This is a genomic window from Acinetobacter calcoaceticus ANC 3811 (assembly GCF_000399665.1).
In the GTDB taxonomy this organism is placed as follows: domain Bacteria; phylum Pseudomonadota; class Gammaproteobacteria; order Pseudomonadales; family Moraxellaceae; genus Acinetobacter; species Acinetobacter calcoaceticus_B.
In genome coordinates this window covers 1,347,759-1,366,668 of the sequence record NZ_KB976986.1, presented here as the reverse complement: position 1 = coordinate 1,366,668, position 18,910 = coordinate 1,347,759, and the positions used below count along the sequence as shown (strand labels likewise).

Sequence of the window (18,910 nt, the reverse complement as noted above, 5' to 3'; positions counted from 1 at the left end):
ATATGTTGGTAAAGTTAAATAACTAAGATATATTGTTTTTTTTAATCCTAAAAAAGGAATAATAATGTTTATTAAACACAATAATTTTTACTTTAATGCTAAAAAAGTTACTTCCATATTGGCAATCTCTGAAGCATCAAACAAAGTATTTGTTCACTTTGACAACGGGGAAAGCAGAGAGTTTAAATTTCAATCAATAGATGAATTGAAAGCATTCATAGAAAAGATTACATCAGCGGCAGAATGATAAAGCCCTCTTCGGAGGGTTTTTTAATGGGTGAAATTTATGAAAAATGAAATCGACTTTCATGTACCAATTCGTCCAATGCCTCCCGAATGGCTTTTTGAAATGGGTAGTCCAAACTTTACACCAGCACCAGAAATGTGGGAATGGATAGGCAAGGTATTTCTAGATCCAAAATCAAAATTATTTAATCCTGATCATATGTACCTACGGTCCTTTCGATATCCCGATATTGCTGTGATGTGGGCTAGATCTGGTTTTAAAAAACAAGGTCGTCAGGTTATTGGCACTACTGAAAAAATAATGATCAATGCTGGTGGCTGGAAGAAAGAACGACAAGAAGAGCAATACATCCAATGGTTCAATTATATACCTGAATACTTAATTACTTTTGATGCCTCATATTCACGTATAGCTAGTGATGTGAATTTTTGCGCTTTGGTTGAACATGAGCTTTACCACATTGCACATAAGAAAGATCAGTGGGGAACACCTTCATTTAACAGAGAAACGGGCATGCCTAAGTTAGCAATTCAAGGACATGATGTTGAAGAGTTTACAGGCGTTGTACGTCGATATGGAGCAAGTGAAGATGTCAAAAGAATGGTTGAGGCAGCAAATACAAGACCAGAGCTGTCACGTGCAGATGTCCATTACACATGCGGCACTTGTTACTTAAAGGTGGTTTAAATTTTTTTGCCACTCTACTTGGACGTACTTGGACGGATAGAGATAAATGGCAAGGCTTAATAAACGGGTAAAACTCTATATAGTACGATCACTTGCTACTTATGAGACACCCTCTGAAACAGCGAAGGGTGTCCAAGAAGAATTTGGTATCAGCGTAACCAAACAGCAATGTGAAGCATACGACCCAACAAAGAAAACTGGGCAGGACTTAAGCGAAGAATTTAAAACTGAATTCTACAAAGTCCGCAAGGAAATGAATGACAACCTTAGCGCTATCCCAATCGCTAATATTGCCTACCGCCTCAAGCGTCTACAACGATTCATCGATCATGAACAATTCAAAGATAACCCCGTATTAGTGCCTAGCTTAATGGAGCAGGCAGCAAAAGAAGTCGGCGGTCTATATACCAATCGTAAGGAAATAACAGGGGCTGGTGGTGGACCAGTTAAAACGGAAAATACAGAAAAGCCACCTCAACCAGCATATACACCTGAAGAGCTAGAAAAACTCACACCGCAAGAGTTATCCCGATTAGCAATTAATGGAAAGCTATGACATACGCACTAGATGAAATAGCCCCTTTAATTAAAGAGTGGACTATTAACGTACGCTTGCCTGATGTTATCGCTGAGATGACACGGCGCTATTACTACAAAGCTGTAATTGAGCAGAACGAAAAGAGCAAAGAAGCTGAATTAGAAAAGTGCAGGAAGGATCCTATTCATTGGTTCAATCATTGGATCTGGACATACGATCCGCGTGGTATGTCATTTGGATTGCCTGCAAATACTCCTTTTGTTTTGCGTCCTAAGCAGGTTGAGCTTGTAAATTGGTTGCTTGAGCGTGAAAACACTCAGACACACGGATTAATTGAGAAGTCACGTGATGAAGGGATGAGCTACGTTGTGCTTGGCTTTTATCTGCATCGTTGGTTATTCGTTGAAGGCTTTGCAGGTGGTGTTGGCAGTCGTAAAGAGGAGTTAGTCGATAAGAAAGGCGACCCTAAAACACTACTCCATAAATTTCGCGATATGTTCAGCAAAATGCCTGACTGGATGAAGCCTAAGGGCTTTGTCGAGAAAGTGCATGATAACTACATGCGAATCATTAACCCAGATAACGGCGCAACTATCACAGGTGAAGCGGGTGACAACATCGGCCGTGGTGGTCGTACTACTATGTACTTTCTTGATGAGTGGGCATTCGTTGAACGTCAAGAAGCTGTTGATGCTGCTATTTCCCAAAACACCAATGTGCATATCAAAGGATCCACGCCTAACGGTATCGGTGACAGATTTCACCAAGATCGTTTTAGTGGCCGCTATTCTGTTTTTACTATGCCTTGGCGAGCTAATCCGGATAAGAACTGGACTGTTACATACAACAGCAAAGTTATTTACCCGTGGTATGAAAAGCAGTTGGCCACACTTGACGATGTCGTCCTTGCCCAAGAAGTTGATATTAACTATGCAGCTTCAGTTGAGGGTGTCTTAATTCCTTCAGCTTGGGTTCAGGCTTCGCTTGATGCACACAAGATACTTCAAATTGAGCCAACAGGTGATCGTATTGGCGGCCTAGACGTAGCCGATGAAGGTAAGGATAAAAACTCATTTACTGGTCGTCACGGCGTTGTCATGAATTACTTGGCCACATGGTCTGGTAAAGGTGATGACATTTTTGGAACCACTCAAAAAGTTATGGATATTTGCATAGAGGAAAACATAGGCACCTTGTTCTACGATGCCGATGGTCTTGGTGCTGGGTGCCGTGGTGATGCTCGCGTAATTAATGAGAGACGCCGTGAGTCAGGTTTGTCTGAGGTTAATGTCGAGTCATTCCGCGGATCTGGTTCAGTTCACGATCCAGACGGTGAAATGGTCGAGAAGCGTTTAAACAAAGACTTTTTTGCAAATCTTAAAGCACAGTCTTGGTGGTCATTACGTTTACGCTTTCAGGAAACTTTTAGAGCACTCGAAGGGCGTGATTATGATCCAGACATGATCATTTCACTATCAACTGAAGATATCGATGCTAAGGAATTGGCATTGCTCACTACTGAGCTATCACAACCAACCTATACAAAAAATGGCGTTGGAAAAATCCTAGTTAATAAACAGCCTGATGGTACTGCCTCACCTAACCGGGCGGATAGCGTCATGATTTGTTTTAACCCGCAAATTGCTGAGCTCAACGTTTGGGGCAAGCTTTAAAAGAGAAAGTTATGGGCCTTATTAAATTTACAAAAGATTCATTCCAGAACTTTGCCGCTCGCGTTGGGTTGGGTACTGGAAACCAGCATGATCAGTCTGTTTATGGCTTTAATTTTTTAAGTCGTGACCGATTAAAGCTTGAAGCGATGTATCGTTCATCTTGGGTTGTTGGCCAAGTCGTTGATGTTGTTGCTGATGATATGACACGTAAAGGCGTCAAATTGAATGGCCTGTCAGATCCAAAAGAATCGGAAAAGATAGATCAGGAGATGGATCGCTTACAAGTATGGGGGCGACTTAATAAAACAATTAAGTGGTCACGTCTATATGGTGGTGCCATTGCTGTCATGATGATCGATGGTCAAAACGTATCAACGCCTTTAAATCTCAACACTATTGGCAAAGATCAGTTTAAGGGTTTATTGGTTCTTGATCGATGGATGGTTCAGCCAACATTACAAGATTTGGTCACAGAGTTAGGGCCTGATTATGGCACTCCACGCTATTACGATGTGATTACTGATTCAGTTGGCTTGTGTAATCAAAAAGTCCACTATTCGCGCGTCATCCGTATGGATGGCGTTGAGCTACCATACAACCAATCAATTACTGAAAACCTTTGGGGGCAATCAGTTGTTGAGCGATTGGAGGATCGGCTAACGATTTTTGATAGTGCTACTTTAGGTGCTGGCCAGTTGGTCTATAAAGCTCATCTACGGACTTATAAAGTTAAAGGATTACGTAGTCTTATCGCCGCTGGTGGTCAACTTTATGAAGCTCTCGTTAAGCAGGTCAATATGATCCGACAGTGGCAGTCTAATGAAGGCTTAACGCTAATGGATGCTGATGATACCTATGAAGCACATCAGTACAACTTTTCTGGTTTAGATAACATTTTGCTGCAATTTGGGCAACAGATTTCGGGTGCAACTGGCATTCCGCTTGTACGTTTATTTGGTCAGTCACCAGCGGGTTTAAATGCAACAGGTGAGTCTGATTTAGCCAACTATTACGACAATATCAACCAGCAACAAGAAGGCCGATTACGGACACCTTTGCAGATCCTTTACGCTGTGCTGCATATGTCGGTACTTTGTAAGCCTTTACCTAATTCATTTAGTTTTAAATTCGCTTCTTTATGGCAATTGGATGATGAGAAGAAGGCAAATGTTGCTAAAGGTGTAACAGAAGCAGTGATTTCCGCTGAAGAGGGTGGACTCATTAAACGCTCAACGGCGTTAAAAGAATTGCGCCAATCAAGTGAAGTTACGGGTGTTTTCTCTCACATCACTGATGAGGAAATCAAAGAAGCCGATGGTGAGGATCCACCACCACCGGGTGAAGGTGTAGATGATGCAGAAACAAATAAATCGGATAACACCGAACCTAGCGAGAAAGACCGAGATACGGTACAGCCAGCAGCTTAGAAAGATTGCTGGCTATGTCGATACTATCGTTAAGGGCTTTGATGTAAATGATCCTCGCACATATCCTTTAATGGCGGCCTCTTTAAATGAGTATGCCAATACTCTCCACCATTGGGCACAGAATGCAGCTGGTCGAATCATTACAGACGTTGCATTAAGGGATGAGAAAACTTGGCTCATCTATGCGAATGACCTTTCACGTGGCGTACGTGATCAGATCAGAAAAACTGATGTAGGTGGTGTTTACCAAGAACTCTTAAATGATCAGGTAAGGCTTATTAAGTCATTGCCCTTAGATGCTGCTCAGCGAATCCATGACCTTTCTACTAGGTCCTTGATAGAAGGGGGTAGATCTAGTGAGATTGCTGGATTAATTATGGCTACCGGCCGTGTAACTAGATCCAGAGCAAACACCATTGCACGTACTGAGGTAAGCCGAGCATCATGCGTATTCACTCAAGCAAGAGCCGAGAATTTAGGTTCAGAGGGTTATACCTGGCGAACTAGTGAAGACGGCGATGTTAGACCAAGCCACAAAGAGATGAATGGAAAGTTTGTCTATTGGGATAAGCCATCAACTTTGGACAATTTAAAAGGCCATGCTGGATGCTTACCAAACTGCCGTTGTTATCCAGAGCCAGTAATTCCAGATGATTTTTAAGTTTAAAAACTTTCTAATATTAGGTTACATTAGCAACAGTATATAAAAAGAGTAATACTTGATCTTATCCATGGAAACTTTAAATTTTATTGCTGGTTTTTTTTCAATAATTTCTTCAATTGCTACTGTTATCGCACTTTTTTTTGCATGGAGAATGTGGAAAACATGGAAGGTTCAGCAAACTTATGCTTTGCATCGTGAAAAATTGATTGAAAATGAAATCAATATTATAGCTCTATATCATTATCAAGGTAATGTTATGAAGCAAATGATCGAAATGAAGCAAATAGAATTTATAAGAGATTTGACTGATGATGAAATGGATAACTACAAAGATATTCTGGTAAGAATTCAAGATAAACAGGTCGAGTTCGAAGACAAATATGGCTTTTGCTTATTTACGTTGGAAAGGTATGGTATTCATTATTCTCCATCCTTGAGATTCGACATTCTTGGATTTAAGAAAATTACTAATGATTGGATTAAAAAGGTCCGGAAATGCCAGAACCTTGAAGAACTCAATATTGTCATTAAAAATTATTACACTGAAAGTGCCAATGAAAGAGACAATCTTTTAAATAAATTGGCAGAATTTAGGCAAGTTTCACTGAAATAATTATAAAAGCTCAATTTCCATCAGGTGGTTTAAATTAACAATGCAATTTAATATTTAAGTTATTCTAAATCATAAGAAAAAAGTCTTAATGCTAATCGGATTTAATTTGACGATCTTATTTTAAAGGAGTGTATTAAAAGAATAAAAACTGTGGGGAAATATCATGAGCAAATTAAAAATAAAATTTGTAATATGGTTTGTAATTATAGGATTGGTGTTTTTATGGATTTTAAGATCATGCAGTCATAAAGAAGCAGCGCCTCCTCCGTTGCCAAGTAGTCCAACAGAATATTCTAATCAGATTTCAAAAGCTGGTGAAAATACAGTTGTTAGAACTGAAGTTTTAAAAGAAAGTCCGAGTAGTGAAGCTCAAGCGCTACCAAATGAAACCTATAAAGGGAAATTACTTACAAGAGATTATGTGCACTCTTTGGATGATATTAAGTATTTTCCTGCGGCAGCTATTCTATTAACAGGTAAATGGTACACAAATAAAAAATCGATTAAAATTTGTGAAAGATTAGTTCTATTATCACCATCTATTAATAAAGAAGATGAGTTTGTTACATACTGGTTGGTTCAAAAGAAAAAATTATCTTCTAAAGAAAATAACTGTGAATATTTAATGGATTTATATAATTTTGATGAGGCGACGATAGAGTTAACAAGATTATTTAAAGGAAAACATGAAAATAAAAGTATAGTTAAAAGGGTATATGGAAATTTCAAAATACGTGGACCTTATATTGTTATGTATGAGGATGCTAAAAGAGATACAGATCTTATTATTGATTTAAATAGACTAGGACCTTCAGCAACTGAATATTTCATCGAAAATTGGGATGATATTTTAGCTACTCTTGAAGAAAGAGGTAGTTTAGAAAAGCCTGGAGCAGCAATTAAAGCGGCTTTAAATAAGGATAAGCATTTAAGAGAATTAGTTCGTAAGGACCTTATGAATAATTTGGTGCTCTGGACTAAAGCTGGAGTCTGTGTAGGATTGGTTGCTGCATCAGTAACGACCACAACAGTAGTTGGTGATGGAGTAGTAAAATTCGTAACATCAACTGAAACCATGTTCCAAGAAGCTAAAGACGGAAAATTAAAAAACAAAAGTTATTGTGCTGCGATTTCTGAAATTGCTGATCAGTAATGTATTTATATGAAATAAACACAACCACCTTCGGGTGGTTTTTTAATGCCTGAAAAAAGGTGAATCATGTTTAAAAGCAAAAAGACTAAAGACCAAAAAACGGTTGATCGGTCCGAGATATATACAACAGGTCAATTGGGTCGTACACGTGAAATAACTCCAGAGGGTTATTTACTTTGTCGCGATGTGCCGATTGCTCGCATTGGCACATTGATGTATGCGGACGGTGAAGTTCCCGTCACTGCTGACAATACTGGCTTGATCATCATATATCGCGGTGAGGATGTTTTATTCCATCCAATTACCATTGCTAGTGCAGAAGGTAAACCTGTTACAGATGATCATCCAAGTGATTGGGTAACACCAGATAACTGGAAAGAATTATCTAAAGGTTTTGTTAAAGATGTTCGCCGTGGTGAGGGTGCCGATTCTGATTATCTTATGGCCGACATATTGGTCACAGATAAAGAAACTATCCAAAAAGTTTTGGATGGGAAAGTAGAAATTTCTCTAGGCTACGATGCTGATTATACAGAAACCAGCAAAGGCAAAGGGTTACAGAGCAATATTCGGGTAAACCATATTGCATTGGTTGAAAAAGGGCGTTGCGGTTCCCGCTGCTCAATAGGAGATAGTTTTATGTCTGCTAAAAAGACACAAAAGAAAGAACCTTGGTATCAAAATTTGCTTGGAGTAAAACGTACTGTTGACCAAGCTCTCGAAGAAGCAGACAAAACTGTTGATTCGGATGATGATGACAAAACAGAAGATGACGATGAACCAGAAGAAAAAGTGAAAACTGGTGACTCAGCTTTTCAGGCTGAAATGCGTAAATTCATGAAGACTATGGATAAACGCATGACTGCTTTGGAAAAGAAAAAGACCAAAGATTCTGATAATCCTGAAAAGAAAACCGAAGATGATGACGACGATCCGGAAAATAAGACAAAGGATGACGGTGATTTAACTGATCCTGAAGGGGCTGAAAAACTTTCTAATTCTGGTGTTCAAACATATACGGGTGACTCATTAAGAGAAGTTATTTCTCGTGCAGAAATTCTTTCTCCGGGTTATCGCATGCCTACCTTCGATAGTGCTAACAATGGAAAAGCTGTTTTAAATACTAAACGCTCAGTACTTAAAGCAGCATATTCAACCCAAGACGGTCAAAAGGCTATTGCGCCTTTCGTTGGTCCAAATCCTGACTTTGATAAATTGCCAACGCACACAATTGATGCTGCATTTGTTGGGGCATCTGAACTCATCAAACAGCAGAACAATACCAAAGGTGTGCGTTCTGGTATTTCTACACGTGATTTTGGCCGTGCTGCTCCAACGCCTGCTGAAATTAACCAACGAAACCGTGATTTCTGGAACAAACAAGGATAAGAATTATGTCTAATGCATTTTTATATCGTATGCCGAGTGGCATTCCCGGTGATGTCTCTCGTAAAAGCCAATCCACAATTGAATCCCATCCAGTAGGGGCTCAATTCACAACATTTGGTTTATTTGGGAAAATTGATGCTACTACAGGTAAATTTGTACTTTTAGCGGGAGCAGATACAGCAGCAAGCGTTTATGGCTTACTTGTTCGTGCATATCCAACACAAACATCTCAAAACGAACTTGGTAAAGCAACGCCTCAACCAAACGGCGTTCAAGACGTTTTACGCCGTGGCTATATGACCGTGAAATGTAATGCGGGAACGGCTAAGAAAGCAGGAACGGTTTATGTACGTATTGCTGCTGGTACGGCAGCTAAGCCAGTTGGTGGTATTGAAGCAGCAGCAGATGGAGCAAACAGCATTATCTTACCAAATGCATTTTTTATGCATGATGCTGATGCACAAGGCAATGTAGAAATCTCTTTTAACATTTAAAAAATTATTGAATAGCACAGCCACCGATTAGGTGGTTTTTTTGTGTTTGGAGAAAAGACAATATGAGCAAGCTATTAGTAGCAAGTACTATTGCACAAGCTGTAGCAATGGGGACAGCAACGCCTGTACGGGCTCGCACACGTGACCATATGATGACTTTTGACTCGCAGACCGTAGATAGTACGGGTGTCTTCTTAGTCGGTGAATTAGAGCGTTTAGACCAAACAATGCATGAGCCATTAGCTGATGTAACTTGGTCACGTGATATCGATCTTCGTTCAGATGTTTCAATTGCCGATGAAATTTCGAGTTTCTCAAACGCCACATTTGCTGCTGCTGGGGGAGCTTCTCCACAAGGTAAATCTTGGGTAGGTAAAAATGCAGATGCAATCCAAGGTATCGCGCTAGATATTGGCAAAACAGCACAGCCTTTAACTCTATGGGCTAACCAGATTGGCTGGACCATTCCAGAGTTAGAATCTGCTCGCCAAGTTGGTCGTCCAGTTGATGCTTTAAAACACAGTGGTTTGATTCTTAAACACAATATGGATACCGATGAGCAAGTCTATATCGGTGATGATGTAATTGGGGTTCAAGGTCTCTTGAACTCTGACAAAGTTGGAGCAACTAACGTTAATAAGAGCTGGAAACTTGCAACAGCTGATGAAATCTTAGCTGATGTAAACATGATCTTATATAACGCATGGATGGCTTCAGCGTTCGCAGTTTGCCCATCTAAGCTTTTGTTGCCGCCAGAACAGTTTATTCAATCGTGACTCGCAAAGTATCTGATGCAGGGAATATCTCTATTCTTGAATATATCAAGGTCAATTGTATTTCCAACGCCAAAAACGGTAAGCTTTTAGATATTCAACCTTCTAAATGGTGTACTGGTCGAGGTACTGCTGGTACTGACCGGATGATGTGTTACACGCAAAATGAAAACCGTGTTCGCTTCCCAATGGTTCCTCTTCAACGTACGCCAGTTGAATACCGTGATTTACGCCAATTAACTACATATTACGGCCGCCTAGGTGCAGTCGAATGGGTGTATCCAGAAACAGCGTTTTATGCCGACGGTCTATAAGAGGAATTAAGACATGAGCAAAAAAGTACAAATTCTTCTTTCTCGTCCGCTAACTGTAAATCTTGGTGTCGATGAACACGGGCAACCAAAGTCTTTGAAATTACCCGTGGGTTTGCAACACGTAGATGAAGAGGTCGCCAAAAACTGGTTTGTTAAGGCTCACTGCCAAGAGATTTCTAATAATGATATCCAGACAAGTGAGCTGCAAAAGCAACTAGAAATAGCAAATGAAGAATTAAGCATTCTTCAAACGCAGTCCGATGAAGCCGCAAAGAAAATCGGACAACTTGAAGGGACTATTAAAGAGCGTGATACCGAAATCGCCAACTTGAAAATCCAGTTAGATAAAGCCCTTCAGACGCAAGCTGCTGAAGTAAAGGCAAAAGAACCAGCTAAAGCAAAAGAACCGCCAAAGGAAACCTAACCAATGATCAGTGAATCCTCTTTTCGTGAAGAAATGCAGGCTTTTGCTGATACAACGCAATATCCATCATTTCAATTTAATTTCTACTTAAACCTTGGGAAAAAGTTACTTCGTGAGGAACGTTGGGGGGATACGCTAGACTACGGTTTAACGCTTTTTATTGCTCACTATCTCACGCTTTATAAGCGTGCGATGGGTGCTGCAAGCATTGGTGGTGATGCTGGAAAGATAGTGGGGAATGAAACATCTAAGTCAGTTGACGGCGTTGCTAAATCAATGGATGTTTCAGGCGTACTAATCGCTGATGCTGGCCACTGGAACCAGACCACATGGGGAGTTCAGTTTTATCAGTTCTTGCTAATGGCTGGCGCTGGAGGCATTCAACTATGAGCAGCGGTGTCAAATCAAGTGGTAAGGGTCTAGCTGATATCTTTCAAGCTTTCGCTGACCTTTCTCAAATGGATGTATTGGTTGGAATTCCTCATGGTGAAGCTCGTACCGATACTGATGGTCTAACCAATGCACAGCTCGGCTATCTCCATGAGAACGGCTCACCAGCTATGAACATGCCCGCGCGAGCAACCCTTGTGCCAGGTGTTGAGCAAGTTCAGGATGAGGTGAGCGATAAGCTAGTTAAAGCGGCTGATGCTGCTTTAGACGGCAATAGTCAAATAATGATGAAATTGCTTGAGTCCGCTGGGATGATTGCTATGAATTCAGTTCGAGCCTATTTCGTAAATGGTGAATTTGTACCTTTATCCTTGGCCACAATTCGTGCTCGAGCACGGCGAGGCCGCAAAGGTGCAAAGCAGTATCTTAAACAGCTTGAATCGGGACCTGCCGAAGCTGGTCTAGTTCGGCCATTGATTGATACTGGAGAGCTTAGAAAGTCTGTTACTTACATCATTATGAAAAAGGATAAGGAGGTGAAACGTGGCTAATCTTGATGTTTCAGACGTTTTACTAGATCCAGACTTTATGGAGTTGGGCATTATTTGTAATCGCACTTCGGTCATTGTTGGAAATAATGGACGGGCACAAGGAACGACTACAACCACTCCTTTTTCTGGTGTCGTTACTACAAATAGCGGCCTCAAGATGGATCGCCGTGCTGATGGTACCTTGATCAAAGGTGCAATCAATATTCACACACAGTTTGCCTTGACTTCAGGTGATGCAAAAACCAAAGCTGATGAGATTATCTGGAAGGGTCAAACCTATATTGTTTCTCAAGTTCTAGATAATTTGCATTATGGTCAAGGTTTTATAAAAGCTATTTGCGAACTTAAACCACTGGGGTAAATCATGGGTGACTCTGCTACAGGGGGATTTATCACCCCTAGTGGCGGATCTGCTTATGACCAAGAACTTGATGACATTTTTCAAAATTTCATTATTGGGATTACATCATTACCCGGTGATATGGTTCGGCCACGTTTTCAGACTGAACCTCTACCATTTCCCGCCGTTGGTGAGGATTGGTGCGCCTTCGCCGTAAAGTCAATAATTCCTGATGATGGGCCATACTTCGACCAAAAAGACGAAACAATGGATTCAATTCGACATGAAGAATTGACGCTATTTTTATCGTTCTATGGCGACCATGGCCAATCAATTGCAAACGTTCTAAAGGATGGTCTAGGCATTCCGCAAAACATTGCGCAGCTCAAAGTGCAAAAAATCAAATTTATCAAAGCGGGTGAAATTATCACCGCGCCTGACTTTCTCAATAATCAGTATGTACATCGATATGACTTGACCGCTGTCTTTAAGCGGAAAACATTACGCACTTTTGCTGTTAAGTCTTTTGTAGATGCTGGAACTATAAAATTTACCAGGAGTAATACATGACATTGCCCGTTTCTAATGTCGTAAATGTCAGCATTAGTCTTGCTGCATTGGCGGCGGGACCGCGCTCATTTGGTTCTCTTTTAATTCTCGGAACAACCAGCGGTGTTATTGATGTTATTGAGCGCATGCGCCCATATTCAAGCATTTCCGAAGTTGGTGAGAATTACGGCGTAGATGATCCAGAGTATAAAGCTGCATTAGTTTATTTCAGTCAATCACCTAAGCCACGTACGTTGTATATCGGCTACTGGCATAAAGACGGTGCAGATGCTGAAAAACAATTCAGCAAGTCGTTCAAACATGCCTTAAATCGCTTAAGTGGTACGGTCTAGCTATTACTGTAAACTTAACAGAACAAGAAGTTTTAGACGTTGCAGCATTGATTGAAGCGGCTGATCCTTCACGCTTATTCGGTTATACATCGCAAGATGAAAATTGTTTAAGCGCAACGAGCACTACCGATATTCCATACAAGCTAAAAGCTAAGAAATATCGACGTACGTTCACAGTCTTTTCAAGTGATAACCCTTATGCAGCAGTGTCTGTATTTGGTCGCGCCTTCACAGTGAATTTCTTGGGTACCAATACAACGATTACTTTGAAGTTTAAACAGCTTCCGGGTATTGCTGCCGAAGATCTCGATACTGATGAAGCTAAAGCATTAGCTGCTAAAAATTGCAATGTATTCGCTGGATATAACAATGACACGGCCATTTTTCAAGAAGGTGTCATGACAGATGGCTCATTCATTGATGAGATCCATGGTCTGGATTGGTACCAAAACCATTTAGAGACAGCTTTATTTAATCTCTACTACACCAATACAACTAAGATCCCGCAAACAGGTGCCGGTGTTAATCGTCAATGTGCAGTACTGGAGCGAGCATGTCAGCAAGGTGTTACCAATGGCTTGCTTGGTCCTGGTCAATGGAATGGTGATAGCTTTGGTGTTCTATCAACGGGTGATTACCTGAGCAAAGCATTCTATGTTTTTGCAAATAGCCTTGATGATCAACCTCAATCTGAGCGTGAAGGACGAAAAGCGCCAGTTTTCCAAATCGCAAGCAAATTAGCAGGTGCAACACACTTTGCTGATGTTCTTGTAGCTGTAAATCGTTAAGGAGTAATACGTGAGTACATATTCTTTTATGGATGTCCATTGCACTTTAACGAGTGACGATGCGGTTATCGATGTAGGTTATGGGGCTGGGGTAGCTGAAGAAGGTATTACCTTTGGTATGGCTGGCGATAAAAACACCATGACCATAGGTGCAGACGGTGAAGGAATGCATTCATTGCATGCTGACAATTCTGGCCAAGTCACTGTTCGACTTTTAAAGACATCTCCAACGAATGCTAAGTTAATGAACCTCTATAACTTGCAAAAAGCAGATACGCGTAAATGGGGGAAAAACACTATCACGATGAATAATTCCACTGCAGGTGATAATGCTACAGCCACCAAATGCGCATTTAAAAAGGTTCCCGATTTAGCCAATGCTAAAGATGGCAGCATGCTGGAGTGGGTATTCGACTCAATCAAAGTCGATATGAAGTTAGGCACATATCAATAAGGTTTTAAGTGATGGAAATTAATGGAATTGAATACACAATCGGCCGCTTAAATGCGGTCGATCAGTTTCACGTATCCCGAAAAATTGCACCAATTGTACCTAAGCTAATGCCAATTATTGCTGAGGTTGCTAAAGGTGATTTATCTAAAGTAATTGCATCCATCGAAGCAAATGAAGAAAAGGCCGAAATTGCATCGGAATCTGTTGGGAATGATGAGGATACTAAGGAACCTGAAGTCATTCCTGATCTCGAAGATCTTACACCTCTTGCGGATGCCTTCTCTCCATTAATGGAAGTGTTTGCCTCTATGCCTGAAGAAGATGTCAACTTCATAATTTATAAATGTTTAGGCGTTGTAAAGCGTGGCGGTGCTGTAGTGTGCCGTAACAACACAATCATGTTCGATAACCTTGATATGACTGAGCTATTACCTTTAGTCATTGCAACGATTAGGCTCAATCTCGGAAATTTTATTCTAGGGTTGCTTACTCAGGCATCGAGCATGCAGAAGCAACCTCAATAACGTTTCAAAGCTTGCCGGATGAGTCTGATTGGCTCATGCGGCCAGTCATTAAAGGCATGTGCAAATACGAATCTTTAATTAATGGGAAGCTAGATCTTGCTGATATAGCTCTCATGAATGATGCGCTCGATGTCGTAGCAGATAACGAATATCTGCTTAACCAGGAGCGCGAAAGAAAAAATAAATAATGGTGGTCCCATGGCTAAAAATGGTGTTATTCGAGACTTTTTGGTTTCACTTGGATTTGATACAGATAATTCAGGTCTAGCTAGTATGAAAAGTGCCATGGATGGCATTGAATGGAAAGCTAAGGCATTAAATGGTGCTTTGATGGCTTTGGCTACTGGAGCCGTCGTTGCAGTGCGTCAAACGGCCAGCGAGCTAGATAAGCTTTATTTTTCGTCTCAGCGTATTGGTGCCAGTGTCACAAACATTAATGCTTATGGGAACGCCATTACACAGCTTGGCGGTAGTGCTGAGGGCGCAGTAGGATCTTTAGAGTCTTTGGCCGAAAAGATCCGGAACTCTCCAGGCTATGAAGGTCAGATCAAAAGCCTTGGCGTAAGCACTCGCGATGCTAATGGCCAGATGCGTGACCGCATTGAGGTCATGAAGGATCTAAGCGGCGTATTAGCTAAGATGCCAGCTTATCAAGCGAATGCTTATGCTAACTCTTTGGGTATCGATCAAAAAACAATGTTGGCCATGCGAGATGGTAAATTCATCTCGAACATGGAGAAATACCAGAAGATCCAGAAAGAACTCGGTATGAATGATGACTTGGCTAAGTCAGGTAATGAGTTCATGACTGAGTACCGCGACCTAACAATGATGACGAAAACAGGTTTTCAAGTCTTCGTTATGCAAGCCGGTAAAGCTCTTATTCCAATCTTGCGTTTGCTTAATCAGTTAATTCAGGCTGGTATTCATGCATTTTCACAGTTAAACCCACATATCAAAGAAGGTTTGGCCATTGGCCTACGCTTTGCAATGCTGGCTTTAATGTTTAGTGCTATGGCCAAGTCGTTAGGCTTACTACTCAAGTTTATACCGGCATTAAAAACCTTTATTGGATTGCTGAAGTTATTCCGTCTCGCATTCCTGGCTTCGCCGATTGGTATCATCCTAGCATTAGGTGCGGCACTGGCCTTGCTCTATGATGATTACAAAACATGGAAAGACGGTGGCAAGTCACTATTTGACTGGTCTAAGTGGACTGATGGTATTGATACTATAATTAATAAAATTAAAGATTTTCTAGATATTCTCAATAGGGTCAAAAATAAGACTATTGAGTTTGTTCAGAAAATTATTAATGATCCTGCTGGGGCATTAAAAGATGTAGCAACAGATGTTAAAGAGAGTGTAGATAAAACAAAGAAAGCTGTAGAAGAATATGTAAACCCTCCCGAGCCAGAAAAGGTTACACCTACGCAAGAAAAGGTCGCAACTGCTACACAATATGTTAAGAGCGTAGTTGAGAAAGGCGTGGCAGCAGCTACAGGAGTCGCTAAAGCTACAGTTGAGGCGGTGAAAAGGGTTGTAAATCCAGGTAATTCAAAATATGCATTCAGTTTTGGAAGCAAAATTGATGGATATATTAAAGAAGCTTCCAAGAAATATGGAATACCTGAAGATGTGTTGCGCGGTTTCGTAAAAATGGAGGCTGGTTGGACCGGGAAAATGTCACCTACTGGAGCAATTGGTACTGGGCAATTTATTCAATCCACATGGGATGGTTTAGCTAAAACTGATGCTGGTAAAGAAATTGGCATGACACAAATTGGTGATCGATTCCGTACCAAAGATGACCCTCGTTATGACAAGCGCATCAATACATTAGCTACAGGTTTACTCGCGAAGCAGAATGCCAAGATATTAAAAAAGTACGGATTGGCAGTTACAGGAGAAAATTTATATCTCGCCCACAATATCGGTGCTGAAACATTTGCCAGAGCTTTGTCTGGTAAGGGAGCATCAAAAAAAGGACTTTTGGCAATGCGTCAAAATGGGATGAAAGAAAATGAAACTCCACAGCAGTTTGTCTTGAGGCAAGCTGGGATATTCAAGAAGCATTACAAGGCAGCGAATAAGTTAGTCGAAAGTCCAATAAATGATAATTCGACCGCTTTAAATGTTGATGCTTCGTTTGGTACTTATGGGCCACCAAATGGCAACCCTCATAAATCTCAAGTGAATAATTCAAACTCTTTGAGTGCAAGTAATGTCGTTATTCATCAATCCTTTCAAACTGATGTTACAGTTAATGGTGCTTCTAGTCCTATGGATTCTGCTAATGCCATAAAACGCCAACAAGAATATTCTTTAGTGTTTATGGCAAGAAGTGCAAAAGGTGCATTCGTAGGTTAGTTTGCATCAATGTCGGCTTTTAATTGTTTAGCGCGCTCATTATTCAATTTGACAATACAATTAGAATGATTGTTCTTCTCACCATGATAGTTGCTGTATGTAGTACAGTAACTATTTCGGTAAGTTAACCAATCTTTTTGAGAGTTAGTAAGATCTTTTAGAACATTAGGGTTATAACTAATTTGCTCTTTAGATTGCTCAGATAATTTTTTTAAATTTGTAGTTACTTTTGCATATGATTCATCTTCATAACATTTTGCGACATCAACAGGATCGTTGAAATAGATTTCACAATTAGCAAGTGCACCCATGCTAATTGTTGAAGCAAAAAGTATTGATAGAAATTTTTTCATTGATCAAATCCAAGTTTAATAAATTGATTGAGGAGAGTATTTCTTATTGTCTAAACATTTCTTTAAGGAATGCAATGCGTTGTTTATATAAGATCGACTGGCAAGTTAAATCATAGCTGACCGTTGCTGGGCTTCCTTGGGTGTCTGCTACAACGAAATCGCCACATTGTAATTCTTTATATTTCAACCATGCTTTTTGAGATGAATCCAATTCTTGCTTTGCCTCGGTTTGGGTATAAGCTTTTTTATATATTGAATTCAATTCACTTTTAAGACTTTTAATTTCTTTATCAAGCATTTGTAAGTCACTATGTAAGCTACCAGCGAATGTGGAGGAACTTAGGGAAATTACAATAATTAGTACTATTTTCTTCATTTCGAATTTAGAGGAATGGCTTTAAAAAGTATTATATTTTGAATATATCTAAAATCAAATCAATAACATCATTTCAAAAAAATGATCTTTTTCGTGCTTTTAAAATTTCTATCTTAGCGAAAAAGGTGATACAAAAGGATAATTACTGTTATAATAAATTGACTTATGCCATGTTTGACATTGGTTATTACGTATAATAATTGTTTGTAATTTTTTTGATGGAGATATCTTTTGTCTGCTAATAAATCCGCTATGAAACCAATTTCACCTCTTAAGTCTAACAATAGAATCGATGGTTATCAGGTTGAAGCGGTTGCAACTCCGACACAAGATCAAAATCAATTCAAATTTCACCTATCTGTTGATGATCTACCTGTTCCAGCTCGTAGATATGTATCTGATTATTGCTTTTTTGAATCAGATGCAAATTTTATAAAAATTTTCTTTTGTGAAAAACGATTTACTTCTCAAGATGCTAGAACTTGTCTTCAAATAAAAATTAAAAATGAAGCAGTTAGGGATTTTGTGAATGAATTAAATGAAACTGACAAAATAATGGCTGATCAAGATCTTAAACCTTTAGATCCACCTCGTTTCGAAAGAGAACCAGATCAGTATGTTAAATTAGTTTCTAATGTATTGTTTGTATCTTCTGATAGTAGCGAGGCATGTATTGATTTTTATCATATATCTCCATTTAATAAGACAGCATTAAAAAATAATAGAAATTTTAATTTAGGTGTTGAACCAATGGTTCGTGTTGATTTGGAAACTAAGGATTTAGAAAGATTATTTAAATCTTTATGCAATTCAGTTAATAAATAATAGGAATTATAAAAATGTATGGTTTTGAAAGTTATCAAGTATCAGCATGGCAAGAGAATGGTTTGTTGAGAGCTATTGATTCTGTTACAGATGATCTTGTCCAAAAAACTCGTGATCAGTCTAAAAAATTTGTTAAAAAAATCTCTACTATTGGAAAATCTTTGAAGGATTCAAGAAATATAGCTGATTTTTTTACTGAAATTTTTTTAGATTCTAGTGATAGTGTTAAATCGAATACTTCTTTTACTCACTATGTCTCTGCCGAAGAATTAACAGCAAATCAAAAATTAAGATTGAATTTTGATTTTCTTAAGAATTATCCTTTAGATGAAAATCTTATTAAGCCAACAAAGTTTTCAATCGCAGTGGTTGAATGGCTATTGGATAAATTTCCTAACTTTAATGGTAAGGGTGAAATGGGGCTGGATTATGATGGAGAAATTTATTTTAAATTTACCCATAAAGATCAAACTGGATATTTATCTATAGAGGATGGTGGATTAATGCATTTTCTATATATAGATTCTGAAAAGAAAAAAACTCGTTTAGATGGCATCTATTTTAAAAAAGGGACTATTCCTGCTGTAATTTTAAAAGAGCTGAATAAGTTTTAATCATAATATTGAAGTTAAGAAAGATAG

23 protein-coding genes and 2 pseudogenes are annotated in these 18,910 nt (G+C 39.4%); 23 read left to right on the top strand and 2 right to left on the bottom strand.

What is annotated here, in order from left to right; all coding sequences use genetic code 11:
- The first annotated feature begins 64 nt into the window (after positions 1–64).
- The 21 genes and pseudogenes from F935_RS07730 to F935_RS07635 all read left to right on the top strand — a co-directional run bounded on the left by F935_RS07730 (position 65) and on the right by F935_RS07635 (position 16,715).
- Positions 65–247: a hypothetical protein gene (locus tag F935_RS07730; RefSeq protein WP_016138407.1), complete on the top strand. Its 183-nt coding sequence runs from the start codon at positions 65–67 to the stop codon at positions 245–247.
- A 39-nt stretch (positions 248–286) separates the two neighbouring features.
- Positions 287–934: a putative metallopeptidase gene (locus F935_RS07725; protein ID WP_035366140.1), complete on the top strand. Its 648-nt coding sequence runs from the start codon at positions 287–289 to the stop codon at positions 932–934.
- 46 nt (positions 935–980) lie between these two features.
- A complete protein-coding gene (locus F935_RS07720; RefSeq protein ID WP_016138405.1) occupies positions 981–1,490 on the top strand; it encodes a DUF2280 domain-containing protein in 510 nt (169 codons plus the stop codon).
- Entirely contained in the window at positions 1,487–3,145 is a 1,659-nt protein-coding gene (locus F935_RS07715; protein ID WP_016138404.1) for a terminase large subunit, read from the top strand. The genes F935_RS07720 and F935_RS07715 overlap by 4 nt, the downstream gene beginning before the upstream one ends.
- Before the next feature lie 11 nt (positions 3,146–3,156).
- Positions 3,157–4,572 (top strand): DUF1073 domain-containing protein, encoded by a 1,416-nt coding sequence (locus F935_RS07710; RefSeq protein WP_016138403.1) that lies wholly within the window; start codon positions 3,157–3,159, stop codon positions 4,570–4,572.
- A gap of 70 nt (positions 4,573–4,642) precedes the next feature.
- Entirely contained in the window at positions 4,643–5,233 is a 591-nt protein-coding gene (locus tag F935_RS07705) for a phage head morphogenesis protein (RefSeq protein WP_016138402.1), read from the top strand.
- A 70-nt stretch (positions 5,234–5,303) separates the two neighbouring features.
- Entirely contained in the window at positions 5,304–5,849 is a 546-nt protein-coding gene (locus F935_RS07700) for a hypothetical protein (RefSeq protein ID WP_016138401.1), read from the top strand.
- 163 nt (positions 5,850–6,012) lie between these two features.
- Positions 6,013–7,002 (top strand): hypothetical protein, encoded by a 990-nt coding sequence (locus F935_RS07695; RefSeq protein WP_016138400.1) that lies wholly within the window; start codon positions 6,013–6,015, stop codon positions 7,000–7,002.
- Positions 7,003–7,068: 66 nt separating this feature from the next.
- Positions 7,069–8,391, top strand: coding sequence for a DUF2213 domain-containing protein (locus F935_RS07690; RefSeq protein ID WP_016138399.1), 1,323 nt, complete (start codon positions 7,069–7,071; stop codon positions 8,389–8,391).
- Positions 8,392–8,396: 5 nt separating this feature from the next.
- Positions 8,397–8,885 (top strand): structural cement protein Gp24, encoded by a 489-nt coding sequence (locus F935_RS07685; protein ID WP_016138398.1) that lies wholly within the window; start codon positions 8,397–8,399, stop codon positions 8,883–8,885.
- Positions 8,886–8,947: 62 nt separating this feature from the next.
- A pseudogene (locus F935_RS07680) lies at positions 8,948–9,972 on the top strand (DUF2184 domain-containing protein).
- A gap of 13 nt (positions 9,973–9,985) precedes the next feature.
- On the top strand, positions 9,986–10,396 hold the full coding sequence (locus F935_RS07675) for an STY1053 family phage-associated protein (protein WP_016138395.1): 411 nt from the start codon (positions 9,986–9,988) through the stop codon (positions 10,394–10,396).
- Positions 10,397–10,399: 3 nt separating this feature from the next.
- Positions 10,400–10,786, top strand: a complete 387-nt coding sequence (locus F935_RS07670; RefSeq protein ID WP_016138394.1) for a DUF4054 domain-containing protein — start codon at positions 10,400–10,402, stop codon at positions 10,784–10,786.
- Positions 10,783–11,337: a hypothetical protein gene (locus F935_RS07665; protein ID WP_016138393.1), complete on the top strand. Its 555-nt coding sequence runs from the start codon at positions 10,783–10,785 to the stop codon at positions 11,335–11,337. The genes F935_RS07670 and F935_RS07665 overlap by 4 nt, the downstream gene beginning before the upstream one ends.
- The gene (locus F935_RS07660) at positions 11,330–11,698 is read left to right on the top strand and encodes a hypothetical protein (RefSeq protein ID WP_016138392.1); all 369 of its coding nucleotides are present in this window, start codon (positions 11,330–11,332) and stop codon (positions 11,696–11,698) included. The genes F935_RS07665 and F935_RS07660 overlap by 8 nt, the downstream gene beginning before the upstream one ends.
- A gap of 3 nt (positions 11,699–11,701) precedes the next feature.
- The gene (locus F935_RS07655; RefSeq protein WP_016138391.1) at positions 11,702–12,247 is read left to right on the top strand and encodes a phage neck terminator protein; all 546 of its coding nucleotides are present in this window, start codon (positions 11,702–11,704) and stop codon (positions 12,245–12,247) included.
- Positions 12,244–13,367: pseudogene (locus F935_RS07650) on the top strand (DUF3383 family protein). Before F935_RS07655 ends, F935_RS07650 begins: the two are co-directional and overlap by 4 nt.
- Positions 13,368–13,377: 10 nt before the next feature.
- Positions 13,378–13,821: a phage structural protein gene (locus F935_RS07645; protein ID WP_016138388.1), complete on the top strand. Its 444-nt coding sequence runs from the start codon at positions 13,378–13,380 to the stop codon at positions 13,819–13,821.
- Positions 13,822–13,832: 11 nt separating this feature from the next.
- A complete protein-coding gene (locus tag F935_RS07640; RefSeq protein ID WP_016138387.1) occupies positions 13,833–14,345 on the top strand; it encodes a phage tail assembly chaperone in 513 nt (170 codons plus the stop codon).
- Between the two features lie 35 nt (positions 14,346–14,380).
- Positions 14,381–14,533 carry a DUF6889 family protein gene (locus tag F935_RS19220; RefSeq protein WP_373456841.1) on the top strand — a complete coding sequence of 51 codons (153 nt, stop codon included), beginning with the start codon at positions 14,381–14,383 and terminating at the stop codon, positions 14,531–14,533.
- Between the two features lie 10 nt (positions 14,534–14,543).
- On the top strand, positions 14,544–16,715 hold the full coding sequence (locus F935_RS07635) for a phage tail tape measure protein, TP901 family, core region (RefSeq protein ID WP_016138386.1): 2,172 nt from the start codon (positions 14,544–14,546) through the stop codon (positions 16,713–16,715).
- Here F935_RS07635 and F935_RS07630 read toward each other — a convergent pair.
- Together F935_RS07630 and F935_RS07625 are read right to left on the bottom strand one after the other, a co-directional pair.
- Positions 16,712–17,068, bottom strand: coding sequence for a lysozyme inhibitor LprI family protein (locus tag F935_RS07630; RefSeq protein ID WP_016138385.1), 357 nt, complete (start codon positions 17,066–17,068; stop codon positions 16,712–16,714). The genes F935_RS07635 and F935_RS07630 overlap by 4 nt on opposite strands.
- 43 nt (positions 17,069–17,111) lie before the next feature.
- Positions 17,112–17,366, bottom strand: coding sequence for a lysozyme inhibitor LprI family protein (locus tag F935_RS07625; protein WP_228253325.1), 255 nt, complete (start codon positions 17,364–17,366; stop codon positions 17,112–17,114).
- Positions 17,367–17,675: 309 nt separating this feature from the next.
- On the opposite strand from F935_RS07625, the gene F935_RS07620 reads away from it, so the two are divergent.
- Positions 17,676–18,269 (top strand): hypothetical protein, encoded by a 594-nt coding sequence (locus F935_RS07620; protein WP_016138383.1) that lies wholly within the window; start codon positions 17,676–17,678, stop codon positions 18,267–18,269.
- Between the two features lie 14 nt (positions 18,270–18,283).
- Positions 18,284–18,883, top strand: a complete 600-nt coding sequence (locus F935_RS07615) for a hypothetical protein (RefSeq protein WP_016138382.1) — start codon at positions 18,284–18,286, stop codon at positions 18,881–18,883.
- Positions 18,884–18,910: the final 27 nt, after the last annotated feature.

Coding starts and splice junctions, on each gene's coding strand:
- F935_RS07685 (WP_016138398.1), top strand. CDS start 8,397: ATGTCTAATGCATTTTTATATCGTATGCCGAGTGGCATTCCCGGTGAT.
- F935_RS07690 (WP_016138399.1), top strand. CDS start 7,069: ATGTTTAAAAGCAAAAAGACTAAAGACCAAAAAACGGTTGATCGGTCC.
- F935_RS07720 (WP_016138405.1), top strand. CDS start 981: ATGGCAAGGCTTAATAAACGGGTAAAACTCTATATAGTACGATCACTT.
- F935_RS07615 (WP_016138382.1), top strand. CDS start 18,284: ATGTATGGTTTTGAAAGTTATCAAGTATCAGCATGGCAAGAGAATGGT.
- F935_RS19220 (WP_373456841.1), top strand. CDS start 14,381: ATGCGGCCAGTCATTAAAGGCATGTGCAAATACGAATCTTTAATTAAT.
- F935_RS07655 (WP_016138391.1), top strand. CDS start 11,702: ATGGGTGACTCTGCTACAGGGGGATTTATCACCCCTAGTGGCGGATCT.
- F935_RS07705 (WP_016138402.1), top strand. CDS start 4,643: ATGGCGGCCTCTTTAAATGAGTATGCCAATACTCTCCACCATTGGGCA.
- F935_RS07670 (WP_016138394.1), top strand. CDS start 10,400: ATGATCAGTGAATCCTCTTTTCGTGAAGAAATGCAGGCTTTTGCTGAT.
- F935_RS07730 (WP_016138407.1), top strand. CDS start 65: ATGTTTATTAAACACAATAATTTTTACTTTAATGCTAAAAAAGTTACT.
- F935_RS07625 (WP_228253325.1), bottom strand. CDS start 17,366: ATGCTTGATAAAGAAATTAAAAGTCTTAAAAGTGAATTGAATTCAATA.
- F935_RS07700 (WP_016138401.1), top strand. CDS start 5,304: ATGGAAACTTTAAATTTTATTGCTGGTTTTTTTTCAATAATTTCTTCA.
- F935_RS07675 (WP_016138395.1), top strand. CDS start 9,986: ATGAGCAAAAAAGTACAAATTCTTCTTTCTCGTCCGCTAACTGTAAAT.
- F935_RS07695 (WP_016138400.1), top strand. CDS start 6,013: ATGAGCAAATTAAAAATAAAATTTGTAATATGGTTTGTAATTATAGGA.
- F935_RS07640 (WP_016138387.1), top strand. CDS start 13,833: ATGGAAATTAATGGAATTGAATACACAATCGGCCGCTTAAATGCGGTC.
- F935_RS07715 (WP_016138404.1), top strand. CDS start 1,487: ATGACATACGCACTAGATGAAATAGCCCCTTTAATTAAAGAGTGGACT.
- F935_RS07630 (WP_016138385.1), bottom strand. CDS start 17,068: ATGAAAAAATTTCTATCAATACTTTTTGCTTCAACAATTAGCATGGGT.
- F935_RS07635 (WP_016138386.1), top strand. CDS start 14,544: ATGGCTAAAAATGGTGTTATTCGAGACTTTTTGGTTTCACTTGGATTT.
- F935_RS07710 (WP_016138403.1), top strand. CDS start 3,157: ATGGGCCTTATTAAATTTACAAAAGATTCATTCCAGAACTTTGCCGCT.
- F935_RS07665 (WP_016138393.1), top strand. CDS start 10,783: ATGAGCAGCGGTGTCAAATCAAGTGGTAAGGGTCTAGCTGATATCTTT.
- F935_RS07725 (WP_035366140.1), top strand. CDS start 287: ATGAAAAATGAAATCGACTTTCATGTACCAATTCGTCCAATGCCTCCC.